Below are 14,561 nucleotides of genomic sequence, written 5' to 3'. Positions count from 1 at the left end.
TTAAACTCATGCGAAGCGATAAGGAATGGTGCAATGACTCAACGTCTTCCCGGTTTATATGCGTTGCGCGCTTTCGAGGCGGCGGCTCGTTACAGCTCGTTTACTCAAGCGGCGCAGGAATTGGCCATTACTCAAAGCGCTGTGAGCCGGCACATTCATACGCTTGAAGAGCATTTCGGTTGCCGTCTTTTTCAGCGGGCGGGGCGCACGTTGCAACTCACCGAAGCGGCTCGAATGCTCTTGCCGGGCATACGCGACGGCTTCGCCGCGCTTGAGCGGGCATGCGCGACGTTACGCAGCGACGAAACAACCTTGCGACTGAAAGCGCCTTCCACGCTGACCATGCGATGGCTGCTGGCGCGGTTGTCGCGTTTTCGTCTGCTCGACGATGGCATGGAAGTGCAACTGACCAGTGCCTGGATGGATGTCGACCGCGTCGATTTTCACCAAGAACCCTTCGATTGTGCGGTGTTGCTCGGCAAGGGCGAATTTCCCGAAGAGTGGGAAAGTGTGCCGCTGTTTGCCGAGTGGCTGATCCCCGTCTGCGCGCCGGAAGCAGTGGGTCAGTCGCCTTGGGATGTTTCGCGATTGCAGCGGGCGCAACTGCTGCATCCCACCCCCGACCGCCGCGACTGGCGGCGTTGGCTGGAGGCAATGGGGCTGGCCGAGGACATTCCGCTCAAAGGCGGGCAGGTGTTCGACACATTGGAGTTAGGAATGGTCGCTGCTGCGCGGGGTTATGGGGTGTCGATTGGTGATTTGGTCATGGTTGCCGAAGATGTGGCTCACCGTCGATTGGCCTTGCCATGGCCCAGCGCGGTGGCCAGCGGCGACAGTTATTTTCTGGTTTGGCCCAAGGCCCGGCGCGGCCAAGCCCGCTATCAACGGCTGCGCGATTACCTCCTCGGCGAGGTTGAAACGATGAAGTTACCTGACGTCGTACATCTTCTGTAATGTTTGTCTGGTAGATATGCGACGGAGTGCTGGCTAAATGCCGCTTTTTATTTGACGCATGATTTCACTCAAGTATTCTTCGCGCCCCGCCGAACACCTATGTAAGCAGGCTGCCTTCCACAAGCGGGCGGCCTTTTTTCTGCTTTGCTATGGAAAGCGGCAATTACTCAAAGCCGTATTACCCCACGGAGATGTAAATGTCCCAGCCCCGCTCCCGCATCGCCTGGCAGCTAGCGTCTGCGCTGGCCGTAATTCTCGTGTTGCTGATTGGCCTCAGCACCTTGTTTGCGCTTCGTTCGCTTAGCAATGCGACGTTAACAACCCGCGAGGAACACTTGGGTAGCGAAGCGCGGCTGTTGGCCGACCAGCTGAGTACCTTTCATGACAGTTTGCGCGAAAGCACTCAGCGTCTGGCTGGCCTGTTCGAGCAGCGTTTTCGCGATGGCTTGAATGTGCATGCCGATGAGCGTGTTGCCGTTGGCGCGCTGCAAACCCCGGCGCTTTATCTGGGCGACGTGCGGCTCAACAACCAATTCGATCAAGTCGACGAATTCCGCAATCTCACCGCCGGCGTAGCGACGGTTTTTGTGCGCGACGGCGATGAGTTCGTTCGCGTAACCACCTCGTTGACCAAGCAGGATGGCAGCCGCGCTATCGGTACTGCACTGGATCACGCGCACCCTGCTTATAAGCGTCTGCTCGGCGGGCAAAATTATGTGGGCCGGGCGCTGCTGTTCGACCGCTTCTATATGACCCAATACACGCCGGTGGCCGACCCTTCGGGCCGCGTCATTGCAGTGCTGTTCGTGGGGTTCGATTACACCGACGCGCAAAACGCGCAGTTCGATAACCTCAAACGTTTCCGCATCGGTGCGACGGGCTCGTTGGCCTTGCTGGACGAGCAAAAGCATTGGCTGGTGCCGCCTGCGGGTGCCCAGCAGCCTGACAAAGCGGTGGACACTGTGACGGCGTTAGCCGCAAAACCCGGGCAAGGCGAGTTCTGGGAAGACGGTGACCAGTCGTTCTATAGCGTGGCGATGCCGTTTGCCGGCGGCCCATGGACCGTTCTGGCGAGTATGCCAAAGGCTGAAATCGAGGCGGTTACCTGGAATGTGGGGAGCCAGCTGGCAATCGGCAGTTTGATCACTCTGCTGCTCGCAGTCGGCGCGGTGATCTGGCTGTTGCGCCGCAAACTGCGTCCATTGGGCGATTTGGTAGCTCAAGCGCAAGCTTTGGGGAACGGCGATCTCAGTGCGCGTCTCAATATCACCAGTCACGATGAAATCGGCGAGCTGGCCCGCAATTTCAACCAGATGGGCGAAGCCTTGTCGACCATGGTCGCGCGTATTCGCGGCGCAGCTGAAAACGTCAGCAGCCGGGCGCAAGCGTTGGCTGGGTTGTCGTCCGGCGCTTATGAAGGCATCGAGCAACAGTCCGGCGAAATCAGCAGCATGGCGGGCGCGGTCGAAGAGTTCAGCGCCACCTCGCTGAATATTGCCGACAACATGCGTCACACCGAACGCCTGGCCAACGAGAACTCGCAGCAAACGCGCATCGGCCGTACCTCCATGGAGGAAGCGTCTAGCGCGCTGGAGCAGATTTCCAGTTCGCTGAATGGCACCGCCGACGTCATCAATACCCTCGGTCAGCGCTCGCAGGAAATTGGCGGCATTGTCAGTGTGATTACTTCCATTGCCGACCAAACCAACCTGCTCGCACTCAACGCCGCGATCGAAGCAGCGCGGGCTGGCGAGCAGGGCCGCGGCTTTGCTGTGGTCGCGGATGAAGTGCGCAGCCTGGCAGGTCGCACCCGTGACGCGACCAACGAAATCTCCGCGATGATTCAGAGCATTCAGGGCGAAACCAGCAGCGCTATCGCCACCATGGAGCAGGGCAAAGTGCAGATGCTCGACGGCTTGCAGCGCAACGCCAAAGTCGCTCAGGCGCTTACGCAGATTGCCGAGCAAAGCCAAGCAGCCGGCGAACAGTTCGCCGCCATCACCACGGCCACCAGCGAGCAGAGCAGCACTGCCACCATGCTGAGCAGCAATCTGCAAAGCATTGCATTGGCCAACAGCGAGCAGCACGAAGTGATCACCAACCTCGCTGAAACTGCCAGAGAGCTGGATCAGTTGGCCGCCGGATTGCGCGCAGAGGTCGGGCGATTCCAGTAACGCAACGCATGAAAAATCCCCGGCATTGTCCGGGGATTTTTTTATGCAGCGGTTATCACCAGGCAACCTTTAATGATGCGCACGCGAATCATGCTGTTCGCCTCGAAACCTGCCTGCTGCAACCAGAGGCCTTTAAGTTGAATCCAGGGTATTTGCTTGGGTAGCGCATAGATGCTCTCGCGCTTACCGGGCGCCACGTAATCCGCGGAGATTTTGAGCTGCCGCTCGGTGAATTGCGGAAGCATTACTTGTTGAATAGTCATGGGCAGACTCCTGCTTTAGGGGCATTGGCCAGCCGGGGTGCGGAATTGCACGCGACGGACCTTGAACCTCACTGTGGGCATTCGTCAGCTGTATATCCATACACTATTGCTGGGCGTGCGACCGGCTGCGGCTGAAGCGCGGCAGGGATAAATCCTCGAAGTTCGCTTACTCCTGAGGAGCGCCCCTGTATTGCAGGGCTTCAGCGAGGTGTTCACGGGCGATGGCTGAAGCGTTTTGCAGGTCAGCCAGCGTGCGAGCCACTTTTAAAATGCGATGAGCCGCGCGCAACGACAAGCCGAGGCGCTCGCATGCAGTTTCGAGCCAGGCCTGATCGCTTTGCAGCAATCCACAATGTTCGCGCAAGCCAGGCAGGTCGAGGAACGCGTTGGCGATGCCTTGCCGTTCTATCTGAAGTGTTCTGGCGCGAGCCACCTGGGCAGCGGCCGTGGCGGTAGAAGTGTTTGTCGATGTAGTGGCGTGCAGCACCGTAGTTTCGCGAGCAACCGTGACATGCAGGTCAATACGGTCCAGCAGCGGGCCGGACAGTTTTCCTCGATAGCGTTGCAGTTGCTCGGTACTGCACCGGCAGCGCCCGCTAGGGTCGCCCAAGTAGCCGCACGGGCAGGGGTTCATGGCGGCTACCAATTGAAAGCGCGCCGGGAAGTGCACCTTGTCTTTCGCCCGGGCGATGACGATATGGCCGCTTTCTAGCGGCTCGCGCAGCACCTCAAGTACGCGTCGATCAAATTCAGGAAGCTCATCCAGAAACAGTACGCCATGGTGCGCCAGAGTGATTTCGCCGGGCTGGGGACGACCGCCTCCGCCGACCAATGCCGGCCCTGAGGCTGTGTGGTGGGGATGGCGAAACGGCCGTTGCGGCCAGGCGCTCATCGGCGTGTGGCTGGCGACCGATTGAATCGCCGCCACTTCGAGTGCTTCCTGCTCATTTAGCGGGGGTAGCAGCCCTGGGAGTCTGCTGGCGAGTAGCGTCTTGCCAGTGCCCGGCGGACCGCTTAGCAGCAGATTGTGAGACCCCGCAGCAGCCACCAGCAGCGCCCGTTTCGCGGCGATCTGGCCTTGCACTTCGCAAAGGTCTGGGTAGGGCGCGCATTGGCGCAATAGTCCCTTTGCCTGGTAAGGCGCGATGGGGGCGAGCCCATTGAAGTGGGCGGCCAGTTCCAACAGGTGATCGGCAGCCAGCACCGTCAGGCCCGACGCCAAACTGGCTTCTTCGGCATTGCAGCGCGGCACTACCAAGGTGCGCCCTGCGGCACGCACGGCAAGCGCTGCCGGCAATACGCCCTGTACTGGGCGTAAGGCGCCTGAGAGCGCCAGCTCCCCGAGGCATTCGATATGTTCCAGTGCGGCCAATGGAACCTGGCCGCTCGCGGCGAGTATTCCAAGCGCGATGGCCAAATCGAAGCGGCCGCCGTCTTTAGGTAAATCGGCCGGAGCGAGGTTTAAGGTGATACGACGTTGGGGAAATTCGAAGGCGCAATTCAGAATCGCGCTACGCACGCGGTCCTTGCTTTCTTTGACGGCGGTTTCAGGCAATCCCACCAGGGTCAACGAGGGCAGTCCATTGGCCAAGTGTGCTTCGACGATTACAGAGGGTGCTTGGACGCCGATTTGGGCGCGGCTATGGACGATAGCCAAAGACATGGATCACTCCTTGATCACATGCCGCTCAGTCCGAGTGGATTACTCGTTGGGCGGCGTTAATTTTTCTTCTAACTCAGCAACCTTGGCCTCAAGCGCTTCAAGGCGCGCACGGGTGCGGGCAAGCACGGCCATCTGACTGTCAAACTCTTCGCGGCTTACCAAGTCGAGCTTGCTGAAGCCACTTTGCAGCAGCACTTTGAATTGGCTTTCAAACTCGCTGCGCGGCAACGGTGTTTCGCCATTGAACAAGCGCGAGGCGTGGGTGCTTAGGGCATCAAGAAGGGCTTTAGGCGGCAGCATAAGAAGGTTCCAAATAGGTCGGCCGGCAGTGTAACACGCAGCATTACGACGCCAGGCCGAGGGGTTTTGCACGGTTTTGGCGCGTAGCCGAAGTGAGGCTTGCACCGTTGTTGAGCGTGACTCGCCCGGGCGCTTTGGTCACGGCGCAGCTTTGACCCCATAACCCGCTGAATTCCAAGCTTTTCCCCGAGCTGGCAAGCTTTCTGCTTAGTGGGCTATGACGCATGCACCGATGCAGTTCGGCTGCGTAAGGCGAAGCGGGGGAGTCGTTTCGTCAGGAGCGATTGGTTGTGTCGAGAGCCCTCCCTGAGGACGTTCGATGCGTTACAAAGCCAGACACTGCGCTTAGACTTGAACCGGGTTCGTTTTTCCTGGGGCAAGTCCACCAATACGGGAGAGAGTTTCATGAAGTTAGTAACTGCCATCATCAAACCGTTCAAGCTGGACGATGTGCGCGAGTCGCTATCGGAGATCGGCGTGCAGGGCATTACTGTCACCGAAGTCAAAGGCTTCGGTCGTCAGAAAGGCCATACCGAGTTGTATCGCGGCGCCGAATACGTGGTCGATTTCTTGCCCAAAGTGAAGATCGACGTGGCCATTGCTGATGATCAGCTGGATCGCGTTATCGAAGCCATCACCAAGGCGGCCAACACCGGCAAGATCGGTGACGGCAAGATCTTCGTGGTCAATCTGGAACAGGCCATCCGCATCCGTACCGGCGAAACCGGCACCGACGCAATCTAAAAAGCCGCCGAACCCAACGCCCCAGGAGAAAACAATATGACTCTGCGTAAGCTCGCAGGGCTAGGAGCCCTTTTGTCCCTCGTTACCCCAGGCTTGGCCATGGCGGACGAGGTTGTGTTGAATACCGGCGACACGGCGTGGATGCTGACCGCTACCGCCTTGGTGCTGTTTATGACCATCCCGGGCCTCGCGCTGTTCTACGGCGGCATGGTTCGCTCCAAGAACATCCTCTCGGTGATGATGCAGTGCTTCGCCATCACCGGCCTGATCAGCATTCTGTGGGTCGTTTACGGCTACAGCATGACGTTCGATGTCACTGGCATGGAACAGGGCGTTGTTAACTTCAACTCGTTTGTAGGCGGTCTGTCCAAGGCCTTCCTGGCCGGCGTCACGCCAGCGAGCCTGACCTACGCGGTCCCGGAAGCTGTGTTCATCACCTTCCAAATGACCTTCGCCATCATTACTCCTGCTCTGATCGTCGGCGCTTTCGCAGAACGCATGAAGTTCTCCGCCATGCTGATCTTCATGGGCGTGTGGTTCACGCTGGTTTACGCGCCAATCGCCCACATGGTGTGGAGCGGTAACGGTGGTCTGATGTGGGACTGGGGCGTACTGGACTTCGCTGGCGGCACCGTGGTGCACATCAACGCCGGTGTCGCCGGTCTGGTTGCCTGCATCGTGATGGGCAAGCGCAAAGGCTACCCAACCACGCCAATGGCACCGCACAACCTGGGCTACACCCTGGTAGGTGCTGCCATGCTGTGGATCGGCTGGTTCGGCTTCAACGCCGGCTCCGCTGTTGCCGCCAACGGCACCGCCGGCATGGCCATGCTGGTTACTCAGATTGCCACCGCTGCTGCCGCCCTGGGCTGGATGTTCGCCGAGTGGATCACCCACGGTAAGCCAAGTGCCCTGGGCATCGCTTCGGGTGTGGTCGCTGGTCTGGTGGGCATTACTCCGGCTGCTGGTACCGTAGGCCCAATGGGCGCTCTGGTAATCGGTCTGGCTGCTGGCGTGATCTGCTTCTTCTGCGCCACTACTCTGAAACGCAAACTGGGCTACGACGATTCCTTGGATGCCTTTGGTGTTCACGGTATCGGCGGCATCGTCGGCGCAATTCTCACCGGCGTATTCGCAGCACCTGCACTGGGCGGCTTCGGCACCGTTGAAGACATCGGCGCGCAAGTGATCACTCAGATCAAAGGCGTCGGCTTCACCGTGATCTATACCGCAGTCGTCACGTTTGTGATCCTGAAAGTGCTGGACCTGGTGATGGGCCTGCGTGTTAGCGAAGAAGAAGAGACGGTTGGTCTCGACTTGGCGCAACACAACGAGCGTGGCTACAACCTGTAAGCTTTTTACAGGCAACACCCGCAGAAAAAATGCCCGGCTTTTGCCGGGCATTTTGCGTTTTGCGCTAGCGTGATTTACGACCATTGTCGAGCGCCGCGGGCTTGAAAAGATGGTTCGCTTAAATAAACTCAAACGCTCTGGCCTGCGCCCTTTGCTTTTTCCACGAGCACGCTAGAATGCGCGCCGAACGAGCGGAGATGCTTATGTGGCAACAACGCGAATTCACCTTGCAGGCACGCCCGCGAGGCTTCCATCTGGTGACCGATGAGGTGACGGCGAAATTGCCTGAACTGGCTGGCTACCGGTTGGGTCTGTTACATCTGTGGTTGTTGCACACCTCGGCTTCACTGACCATTAACGAGAATGCCGACCCGGCTGTGCGACGCGACTTTGAGCGGTTCTTCAATCGTCTGGTCCCTCAAGTTGGCAGTGTGCATGCCGACATCAGCGACCAAGACGTGTACGAACACAACGACGAAGGCGCGGACGATTTGCCCGCTCACTTCAAGGCCAGTTTGTTGGGATGCCAAGTGACGCTGCCGATACGCGCGGGTCGTTTGGCACTGGGCACCTGGCAAGGGATTTATCTGGGTGAGCATCGTGATCACGGTGGCCCCAGAAGAGTGCTTGCGACCCTGCAGGGCGAGACTCTTTGAATTTTTTCTGGCAATGCGCGACAGCGTGTATTGCTGGGCTATAACTAACCTGCTTTTCGCAAGTCATGAGGTTAAACATGAGCGACGAAGATCTGGAACAAGACGAACTGGAAGGCGGTGCGGAAGACGACGGCGAAGAGCTGGCGGCCGCTGACGATGGCGTGGCGGATGACGCTGACGACACCGACAGTGACAGCGATGTCCCCGTAAAGGCTGGCAAAAAAGCCAAGGCGGCTGTCGATATCGACGAGCTTCCTAGCATCGAAGCCAAGCAAAAGGAACGCGATGCGCTGGAACGCGCCATGCAGGAATTCTTGTCCCGTGGTGGCAAGGTGCAGGAGGTCGAGCCTAATGTGGTTGCCGATCCGCCCAAGAAGCCGGACAGCAAATACGGCAGCCGCCCTATTTAGTGTTTAGCCCAAAAAGCCCGCCATTTTGGCGGGCTTTTTGTTTGGCTTATCGATCGGCTGCGCGTCGGCGATGCTGCGTTGAAATTTGATTTTGAATGCTCATGGGCTACAGCCCACTGCGCTTCAAGATCAAATTTCGCCTTTGCCTCGCTCTAGCTCGCTCGACCTCGACCGAGTAAAGGCAGACCGCGTATTCCGCAATCCTGTAGGAGCGGCTTTAGCCGCGATTGGATCGCCGGCTTGTCGCAGATCTCAACCCCACTGCGCCAACACCCCAGGCAACTCCGCCAACGCTTTTATCTGCGCATCCGGCTGCCCGTCACCTTCCCAGTCTTTCCCCTGCGGATTAAACCAAACCGCCCGCATGCCCGCGTTCTGCGCGCCCCGGATATCGTCGGCAGGATGGTCGCCAACGTGCACGCCGGCGGCAGCTGCAACGCCCGCGTGTTGCAAGGCGGTGATAAAGGGCAACGGGTCCGGCTTTCCGACACCGAGGTCTTCGGCACACAGGGCGAAGCGAAAGTAATCGGCCAAGCCAAGCCGGCGAACATCGGCGTTGCCGTTGGTGATCACGCCGAGGATGTAACGCTCGGTCAGGCGTTCCAGCGTCGGCACGGTGTCGTCGAAAAAGGTGATGCGATGGCGCGCATCGAGCATGGCGTGGAAGGCGTGTTCGGCCATGTCTTTCGCGTGTGCGGCGCTATAGCCAACGCCTTCCAGTGCCTGAAACAACGTGCGGCGGCGCAGTTCGCTCAGGCGGTAACGCAGCCCCGGCTCGGCGGCGAGCACTTGGCTGCGGATGGTCCACAAATGTTCAACCGGCTGCGCAGCCAGGAGTGGCGCGTTCTTGCTCAGCCAGTCACGCATCGCCGCCTCGGCGCCGGTGATGACAGGGAGGTTGTCCCATAGCGTGTCGTCTAGGTCGAACGTGATCAGTTGGATGCTCATGGTTCGCTGCTTTTACGTTTGGCGCGGGGATGGGCACTGTCGTAAACGGTGGCCAAATGCTGGAAATCCAGATGGGTATAAATCTGCGTGGTGGCGATGTCGGCGTGGCCGAGCAGCTCCTGCACGGCGCGAAGGTCTTGTGACGACTCGAGCATGTGACTGGCAAACGAATGCCGGAGCATATGCGGATGCAGGTGTTGCCCCAGCTCGCGTACGCCGGCTTGGCCGACGCGCAATTGAATGGCGCGCGGGCCAAGGCGCTTGCCCTTGGCGCTGATAAAAACCGCGTCGTCCGCTGGGTTGGCCAAGGCGCGCTGCGCCAGCCAAGTTTCCAATGCTTCACGCGCCTTGCGGCCCAGCGGCAGCACCCGCGTTTTGCTGCCCTTGCCGACTACTTCGACCAAGCCGCCGGGCAAATCCAGCTGCTGCACATTCAAGCCAGCCAGTTCGGCAAGGCGCAGGCCCGAGGAGTAAAACAACTCGAGCATGGCGTGATCGCGCCGGCCGATGAAATCATCTTCCACCGCGCCGTCGAGCAGCTGGGAGGTGCGGTCGGCGTCCAGCGTGCGCGGCAGGCGACGTTCACGCTTGGGCGGCGCGATGCCGGTGGCGGGATCGTGTTGGCAAACGCCCTCAGCGATCAGGTAGCTGTACAAGCCGCGCGTGGCGGAGAGCAGACGCGCCAGGCTGCGTGCCGACAACCCTTGCTGATGCAGGCGCGCCACGAAGCTGCGCAGCCGACGCACGTCGAGCGCCGCCCAGGAATCGATTCCTTGGTGACTGCACAACTCGGTGAGTTTGAGTAGGTCGCGTTGGTAGGCGTCGAGCGTGTTGGGTGACATCTGCCGTTCGCTGCGCAGATGTTTGAGGTAGGCGTCCAGGGCAGCTTGCATCAGGCGTTGCGCCTCCAGATGTGCGCTATTGGCAGTGCGCCACGTCGCCTAACGTACCGAGCGCAGTGGCGTGGCGAAGCGCGGTAGAACGCGGGCAAGCACTTCGGCGATGTAGCCAAGGAACAACGTGCCGAGCGAGCTCTTGTAATGCTGCGGATCGGGGCTGCCGATGGCGAGTACGCCGTGCAAACCTTGGTGACTGAGGGCTACTACGGCCGCCGAACCGACGCTCTCGCGTTCCTCTTCACCAAACAGAAACGCCAGCTCATGGCTGCGCAGCACGCCGCAAATGGTTTTGCCATCGGCCAACAAGCCACCGATGGCTTGATGCGCTTCGGCAAAACTCACCGAGCGGCCCACGCCGGTTGGCGTTTCGCTGAACAAGGTGAGGCTGACAAAGGGTACCTGAAATTCGTGGCGCAGGCTGTCTTCAACGGCGCTGACGACTTCTTCCAGCGAGCTGGCGTCGAGCAGGTCGAGCACCAGGCGGCGGGTTTTATCGAATAGGCGATCGTTGTCGCGGGCGACGTCCATCAGCTGCGAAAGACGGTGGCGCATCTCGATGTTGCGCTCACGCAGCAGCTTGACCTGACGCTCGACCAGCGACACCGACTCGCCCCGCTGATGCGGAATACGCAGCTCGGGAATCAACTCGTCGTGGTCGACGAAAAACTCCGGATGCGCGCGCAGAAATGCGGCCACCGCTTCGGCGTCCAGAGGAGTGCTCTCGTCTTGCTGCTTATCGGTCATAGGCGAACCTGCCCTTCATAAACACGGACGGCGGGTCCGGTCATCATTACGGGTTGCCCGGCGCCGGCCCATTCAATAAACAGGCGACCGCCAGGCAGTTCGAGTTGCAGAGGCGAATCCATCCAACCCTGGCTGATAGCCGCAACCGCTGCCGCGCATGCGCCGGTGCCGCAGGCCTGGGTTTCCCCGGCGCCGCGCTCCCACACGCGCAACTTGGCGTGCTGGCGGTCAGTCACTTCGAGGAAGCCGACGTTCACGCGTTGCGGAAAACGTGGGTGATGTTCCAGCTTCGGCCCCAGGGTATGCACGGGAGCATCAGCCACGCTGTCGACGCGCAGCACGGCGTGCGGATTGCCCATGGACACCGCCGCCAGCGTGACCGCTGTGCCATCGACATCGACCTGATAATTCAGTGCCTGGCTCTCGGCCTGGAATGGAATACGTGCTGGCTCAAGGGTCGGCGCGCCCATGTTGACGCTGATCTGGCCGTCGGGCCGCACGTCCAGCTCAATGATGCCGCCGGACGTTTCCACGCGAATCTGACGCTTCATGGTCAGGCGCTTGTCCAGCACAAAGCGGGCGAAGCAGCGTGCGCCGTTGCCGCATTGCTCAACTTCAGAACCGTCGGAGTTGAAGATTCGATAGCGGAAGTCGACGTCGGGATTGGTCGGCGGTTCGACCAGCAGCAACTGGTCGAAGCCCACGCCGGTGTGGCGATCGCCCCACTGTTTGGCGTGTTTTGGCTGGATATGCGCGTGCTGGCTGACCAGGTCGAGGACCATGAAGTCATTACCCAGGCCGTGCATTTTGGTGAATCGCAGCAGCATGACCGTTACTCCGGCAGCAGGCTTTCGCCAGCATAGAGTTCTTGCACAGTCTCACGGCGACGCACTTCATAAGCCTGTTCGCCGTCGACCAGCACTTCGGCGCAACGGCCACGGGTGTTGTAGTTGGAGCTCATGACAAAACCATAGGCGCCCGCCGAACACACCGCCAGCAAATCACCTTCTTCCAAGGCCAACTCACGACCTTTGGCGAGGAAATCGCCGGTCTCGCAAATCGGCCCGACGATGTCGTAGGCGCGCGTGGCGCCCTCGCGCGGCTGCACCGGTACAACGTCCATCCACGCCTGATAAAGGGCGGGGCGAATCAAGTCGTTCATCGCGGCGTCGACGATGGCAAAGTCTTTGTGTTCGGTGTGCTTGAGGTATTCAACCTGGGTCAGCAACACGCCGCCGTTGGCGACGATGTAGCGGCCGGGTTCGAACACCAGCTTCAGGTCACGCCCAGCGGTACGCTCGCGCACAGCCTTGATGTAGTCGCTGACCAGCGGCGGGGTCTCGTCTTTGTAACGCACGCCCACGCCACCCCCGAGGTCGAGGTGGTGAATCTGAATGCCGCGCGCCGAAAGGCGGTCGATCAGCGCCAGCAGGCGGTCGAGGGCATCGAGAAATGGGGGCAGGTTGGTCAGCTGCGAACCGATGTGGCAATCCACGCCGAGCACTTTCAGGTTCGGCAATTCATGGGCGCGGGCATACACCGCTTCGGCGTCGGCGATGGCGATACCGAATTTGTTTTCTTTGAGGCCGGTGGAAATGTAGGGATGGGTGCCCGCGTCAACGTCGGGGTTTACCCGCAGCGAAATCGGCGCGATGACATCTTGCTCGGCGGCAACCAGTTGCAGGCGTTCCAGCTCATCGGTGGACTCGACGTTAAAGCAGTGCACGCCTACTTCCAGCGCGCGGCGCATGTCGTCGCGGCTTTTGCCCACACCGGAAAACACGATTTTGCCCGGCTCGCCACCGGCGGCCAGCACGCGCTCCAACTCGCCGGAGGAAACAATATCGAACCCGGCGCCCAGGCGGGCCAGCAGGTTCAGTACAGCGAGGTTGGAGTTGGCTTTGACGGCGTAGCACACCAGATGCGGGACGCCTTGCAGCGCGTCGGCATAGGCGTTGAATTGCGCACTGATGTGCGCGCGCGAATACACGTAGGTGGGCGTACCAAAACGCTCGGCAATGGCGGACAACGCCACACCCTCCGCAAACAGTTCGCCTGTGCGGTAATTGAAGGCGTGCATACCGCCTCCTTAATGGGTGTGTTCAGCGGAAGGTTGATCTTCGCCTGGCAGATACAGCGGGCCTTTTTGGCCACAGCCGGTAAGCAGAGACGAAATGGCGACGAGCGCGATAAGGGCAGTCAGTAGCCGCTTCATGGCGGATTCCTTGTAAAAGCAGTGATTGCGCCGGAGTATACCGGCCGCCCGGCGCCTTGCCTATGCGCCGGGCGATAGAGCGCAGCTCCCGCGCAGCGGGCCTTGACGCTATCGTAAGTGCTCCACTGTTCGTCCCTTCAAGCCCTAACAGGAGCTCTGATGCACACACCTGCGCCACTGTCCGGTTCGGTCTCGGTCGCCTATTTCCAAGGCCTGTTGGACTACCTGGCGCGCCAGGGAATCGCCACCGAAACGTTGCTGGCGCCCTTGCACGTAAGCCCCGAGCTGTTGGCCCAGCGTGATCAACGCGTGGCCGCCTCGGTGTATCTGGCAGTGATGGAAAAAGGCGTTGAGCTGACGGGCGATGCGCACTTCGGGCTGCACCTCGGCGAAGCGGTGCGGCCGGGTTACTACGGCGTGCTCGGCTATTTGCTGATGAGCTGCGCGACCCTGGGCGACGCGCTGCACCGCCAGGCGCGCTACGCCACCTTGGTTGGCAGCCTTGGGCATGTCGACCTGGCCGATGAGCCCGCTCGGCCCGGCCTTGAACCGCAAGTCGCCCACAGCTGGCAGCCGCTGTTGCCGCAGCAGCAACGGCACCTGTGCGAGGAAACGCTGGCGGGCTGGACCACCTTTGGGCATTGGATCAGCGGCCTTGATGTTCCGCCCACCGAAGTGCGCTTCCAGCACGCGGCACCTGCTGATACGGCCGAACACCAGCGCATCTTTCGTTGCCCGGTGCTGTTTTCCCAACCCGACAACGCCCTGGTCTTCCCCAAGCGCCTACTGCTCGCGCCGCTTGGTCAGGCCGATGCGCAGGTGCGCAAGATGCTCGACGGCTATGCCGACCGCCTGCTCACGGAATTGCGCCACGAGCAAAACGTGCTGGACCGCGCGCGCCTGGAACTGGCCAGGCAACTCGCCGAACAGGGCCCGGACCTGGAGCGCCTGGCGCACGCTTTGGCGCTCAGTCCACGCACCTTGCAGCGCCGCCTGCGCGAGACCGGGTTATCATTCAGCCAACTTGTCGACGAAACTCGCCAGCAGTTGGTGCTCAATTACCTACGCGATCCAACGCTCGAGCTGGCTGACATCGCGTTTTTTGTCGGCTTCAGCGAAGCCGGTTCGTTGGCTCGCGCGTTTCGCCGCTGGACCGGACAGAGCCCCGCCGAGTACCGCCGCACACTAGTCGGCTAATGCCTACAACTTGTCGCAACGCACCTGCGTCGTTGCCTTAT

At 60.4% G+C, this 14,561-nt stretch carries 16 protein-coding genes and 1 pseudogene; 8 read left to right on the top strand and 9 right to left on the bottom strand.

Going from position 1 to position 14,561, the window contains the following annotated elements; genetic code table 11:
* Positions 1-33 precede the first annotated feature (33 nt).
* The 3 genes and pseudogenes from AC0IW7_RS16380 (at position 34) to AC0IW7_RS16370 (ending at position 3,128) form a co-directional block, all read left to right on the top strand.
* A complete protein-coding gene (locus tag AC0IW7_RS16380; RefSeq protein ID WP_471819419.1) occupies positions 34-954 on the top strand; it encodes a LysR substrate-binding domain-containing protein in 921 nt (306 codons plus the stop codon).
* A gap of 197 nt (positions 955-1,151) precedes the next feature.
* Positions 1,152-2,273: pseudogene (locus AC0IW7_RS16375) on the top strand (Cache 3/Cache 2 fusion domain-containing protein); the annotation flags it as partial.
* Complete coding sequence (locus AC0IW7_RS16370; RefSeq protein ID WP_463561044.1) at positions 2,268-3,128, top strand: methyl-accepting chemotaxis protein; 861 nt, start codon at positions 2,268-2,270, stop codon at positions 3,126-3,128. The pseudogene AC0IW7_RS16375 and the gene AC0IW7_RS16370, both read left to right, overlap by 6 nt.
* A gap of 41 nt (positions 3,129-3,169) precedes the next feature.
* On the opposite strand, the gene AC0IW7_RS16365 is transcribed toward AC0IW7_RS16370, so the two are convergent.
* From AC0IW7_RS16365 to AC0IW7_RS16355, 3 genes are all read right to left on the bottom strand, one after another.
* A complete protein-coding gene (locus tag AC0IW7_RS16365; RefSeq protein ID WP_471819417.1) occupies positions 3,170-3,391 on the bottom strand; it encodes a SymE family type I addiction module toxin in 222 nt (73 codons plus the stop codon).
* A gap of 166 nt (positions 3,392-3,557) precedes the next feature.
* Entirely contained in the window at positions 3,558-5,054 is a 1,497-nt protein-coding gene (locus tag AC0IW7_RS16360) for a YifB family Mg chelatase-like AAA ATPase (protein ID WP_471819416.1), read from the bottom strand.
* Positions 5,055-5,093: 39 nt separating this feature from the next.
* Positions 5,094-5,354, bottom strand: a complete 261-nt coding sequence (locus AC0IW7_RS16355) for an accessory factor UbiK family protein (protein WP_471819414.1) — start codon at positions 5,352-5,354, stop codon at positions 5,094-5,096.
* A 405-nt stretch (positions 5,355-5,759) separates the two neighbouring features.
* Between AC0IW7_RS16355 and glnK the strand changes: the two genes are divergently transcribed.
* The 4 genes from glnK to sutA all read left to right on the top strand — a co-directional run bounded on the left by glnK (position 5,760) and on the right by sutA (position 8,517).
* Positions 5,760-6,098: a P-II family nitrogen regulator gene (gene glnK, locus AC0IW7_RS16350; RefSeq protein WP_003457590.1), complete on the top strand. Its 339-nt coding sequence runs from the start codon at positions 5,760-5,762 to the stop codon at positions 6,096-6,098.
* Positions 6,099-6,134: 36 nt separating this feature from the next.
* Positions 6,135-7,451 carry an ammonium transporter gene (locus AC0IW7_RS16345; RefSeq protein WP_471819412.1) on the top strand — a complete coding sequence of 439 codons (1,317 nt, stop codon included), beginning with the start codon at positions 6,135-6,137 and terminating at the stop codon, positions 7,449-7,451.
* 203 nt (positions 7,452-7,654) lie between these two features.
* On the top strand, positions 7,655-8,107 hold the full coding sequence (locus tag AC0IW7_RS16340) for a secondary thiamine-phosphate synthase enzyme YjbQ (protein ID WP_471819411.1): 453 nt from the start codon (positions 7,655-7,657) through the stop codon (positions 8,105-8,107).
* Between the two features lie 77 nt (positions 8,108-8,184).
* Entirely contained in the window at positions 8,185-8,517 is a 333-nt protein-coding gene (gene sutA, locus AC0IW7_RS16335) for a transcriptional regulator SutA (RefSeq protein WP_122497526.1), read from the top strand.
* 252 nt (positions 8,518-8,769) lie between these two features.
* On the opposite strand, the gene AC0IW7_RS16330 is transcribed toward sutA, so the two are convergent.
* The 6 genes from AC0IW7_RS16330 to lptM are packed head-to-tail and all read right to left on the bottom strand — an operon-like array spanning position 8,770 to position 13,323.
* Positions 8,770-9,465 (bottom strand): HAD family hydrolase, encoded by a 696-nt coding sequence (locus AC0IW7_RS16330; RefSeq protein WP_471819409.1) that lies wholly within the window; start codon positions 9,463-9,465, stop codon positions 8,770-8,772.
* Positions 9,462-10,358: a tyrosine recombinase XerC gene (gene xerC, locus AC0IW7_RS16325; RefSeq protein WP_471819408.1), complete on the bottom strand. Its 897-nt coding sequence runs from the start codon at positions 10,356-10,358 to the stop codon at positions 9,462-9,464. The genes AC0IW7_RS16330 and xerC overlap by 4 nt, the downstream gene beginning before the upstream one ends.
* A 48-nt stretch (positions 10,359-10,406) precedes the next feature.
* The gene (locus AC0IW7_RS16320; protein ID WP_463540830.1) at positions 10,407-11,108 is read right to left on the bottom strand and encodes a DUF484 family protein; all 702 of its coding nucleotides are present in this window, start codon (positions 11,106-11,108) and stop codon (positions 10,407-10,409) included.
* Positions 11,105-11,935, bottom strand: coding sequence for a diaminopimelate epimerase (dapF, locus tag AC0IW7_RS16315; RefSeq protein WP_471819407.1), 831 nt, complete (start codon positions 11,933-11,935; stop codon positions 11,105-11,107). The genes AC0IW7_RS16320 and dapF overlap by 4 nt, the downstream gene beginning before the upstream one ends.
* A 5-nt stretch (positions 11,936-11,940) precedes the next feature.
* A complete protein-coding gene (gene lysA / locus AC0IW7_RS16310) occupies positions 11,941-13,188 on the bottom strand; it encodes a diaminopimelate decarboxylase (protein WP_471819406.1) in 1,248 nt (415 codons plus the stop codon).
* Between the two features lie 9 nt (positions 13,189-13,197).
* A complete protein-coding gene (gene lptM, locus AC0IW7_RS16305; RefSeq protein WP_122449649.1) occupies positions 13,198-13,323 on the bottom strand; it encodes an LPS translocon maturation chaperone LptM in 126 nt (41 codons plus the stop codon).
* 159 nt (positions 13,324-13,482) lie between these two features.
* Here lptM and AC0IW7_RS16300 point away from each other — a divergent pair, with 159 nt between their 5' ends.
* On the top strand, positions 13,483-14,520 hold the full coding sequence (locus tag AC0IW7_RS16300) for an AraC family transcriptional regulator (RefSeq protein ID WP_471819404.1): 1,038 nt from the start codon (positions 13,483-13,485) through the stop codon (positions 14,518-14,520).
* Positions 14,521-14,561: the final 41 nt, after the last annotated feature.

The sequence above is a fragment of the Pseudomonas sp. AC229 genome (genome assembly GCF_979254655.1).
Note: the sequence above shows the minus strand (reverse complement) of the source record. Positions and strands in the feature narration are given on the sequence as shown.

Excerpts from the sequence above, each read along its gene's own strand:
- AC0IW7_RS16380 (WP_471819419.1), top strand. The coding sequence starts at position 34 with ATGACTCAACGTCTTCCCGGTTTATATGCGTTGCGCGCTTTCGAGGCG.
- AC0IW7_RS16370 (WP_463561044.1), top strand. The coding sequence starts at position 2,268 with ATGGGCGAAGCCTTGTCGACCATGGTCGCGCGTATTCGCGGCGCAGCT.
- AC0IW7_RS16365 (WP_471819417.1), bottom strand. The coding sequence starts at position 3,391 with ATGACTATTCAACAAGTAATGCTTCCGCAATTCACCGAGCGGCAGCTC.
- AC0IW7_RS16360 (WP_471819416.1), bottom strand. The coding sequence starts at position 5,054 with ATGTCTTTGGCTATCGTCCATAGCCGCGCCCAAATCGGCGTCCAAGCA.
- AC0IW7_RS16355 (WP_471819414.1), bottom strand. The coding sequence starts at position 5,354 with ATGCTGCCGCCTAAAGCCCTTCTTGATGCCCTAAGCACCCACGCCTCG.
- glnK (WP_003457590.1), top strand. The coding sequence starts at position 5,760 with ATGAAGTTAGTAACTGCCATCATCAAACCGTTCAAGCTGGACGATGTG.
- AC0IW7_RS16345 (WP_471819412.1), top strand. The coding sequence starts at position 6,135 with ATGACTCTGCGTAAGCTCGCAGGGCTAGGAGCCCTTTTGTCCCTCGTT.
- AC0IW7_RS16340 (WP_471819411.1), top strand. The coding sequence starts at position 7,655 with ATGTGGCAACAACGCGAATTCACCTTGCAGGCACGCCCGCGAGGCTTC.
- sutA (WP_122497526.1), top strand. The coding sequence starts at position 8,185 with ATGAGCGACGAAGATCTGGAACAAGACGAACTGGAAGGCGGTGCGGAA.
- AC0IW7_RS16330 (WP_471819409.1), bottom strand. The coding sequence starts at position 9,465 with ATGAGCATCCAACTGATCACGTTCGACCTAGACGACACGCTATGGGAC.
- xerC (WP_471819408.1), bottom strand. The coding sequence starts at position 10,358 with ATGCAAGCTGCCCTGGACGCCTACCTCAAACATCTGCGCAGCGAACGG.
- AC0IW7_RS16320 (WP_463540830.1), bottom strand. The coding sequence starts at position 11,108 with ATGACCGATAAGCAGCAAGACGAGAGCACTCCTCTGGACGCCGAAGCG.
- dapF (WP_471819407.1), bottom strand. The coding sequence starts at position 11,935 with ATGCTGCTGCGATTCACCAAAATGCACGGCCTGGGTAATGACTTCATG.
- lysA (WP_471819406.1), bottom strand. The coding sequence starts at position 13,188 with ATGCACGCCTTCAATTACCGCACAGGCGAACTGTTTGCGGAGGGTGTG.
- lptM (WP_122449649.1), bottom strand. The coding sequence starts at position 13,323 with ATGAAGCGGCTACTGACTGCCCTTATCGCGCTCGTCGCCATTTCGTCT.
- AC0IW7_RS16300 (WP_471819404.1), top strand. The coding sequence starts at position 13,483 with ATGCACACACCTGCGCCACTGTCCGGTTCGGTCTCGGTCGCCTATTTC.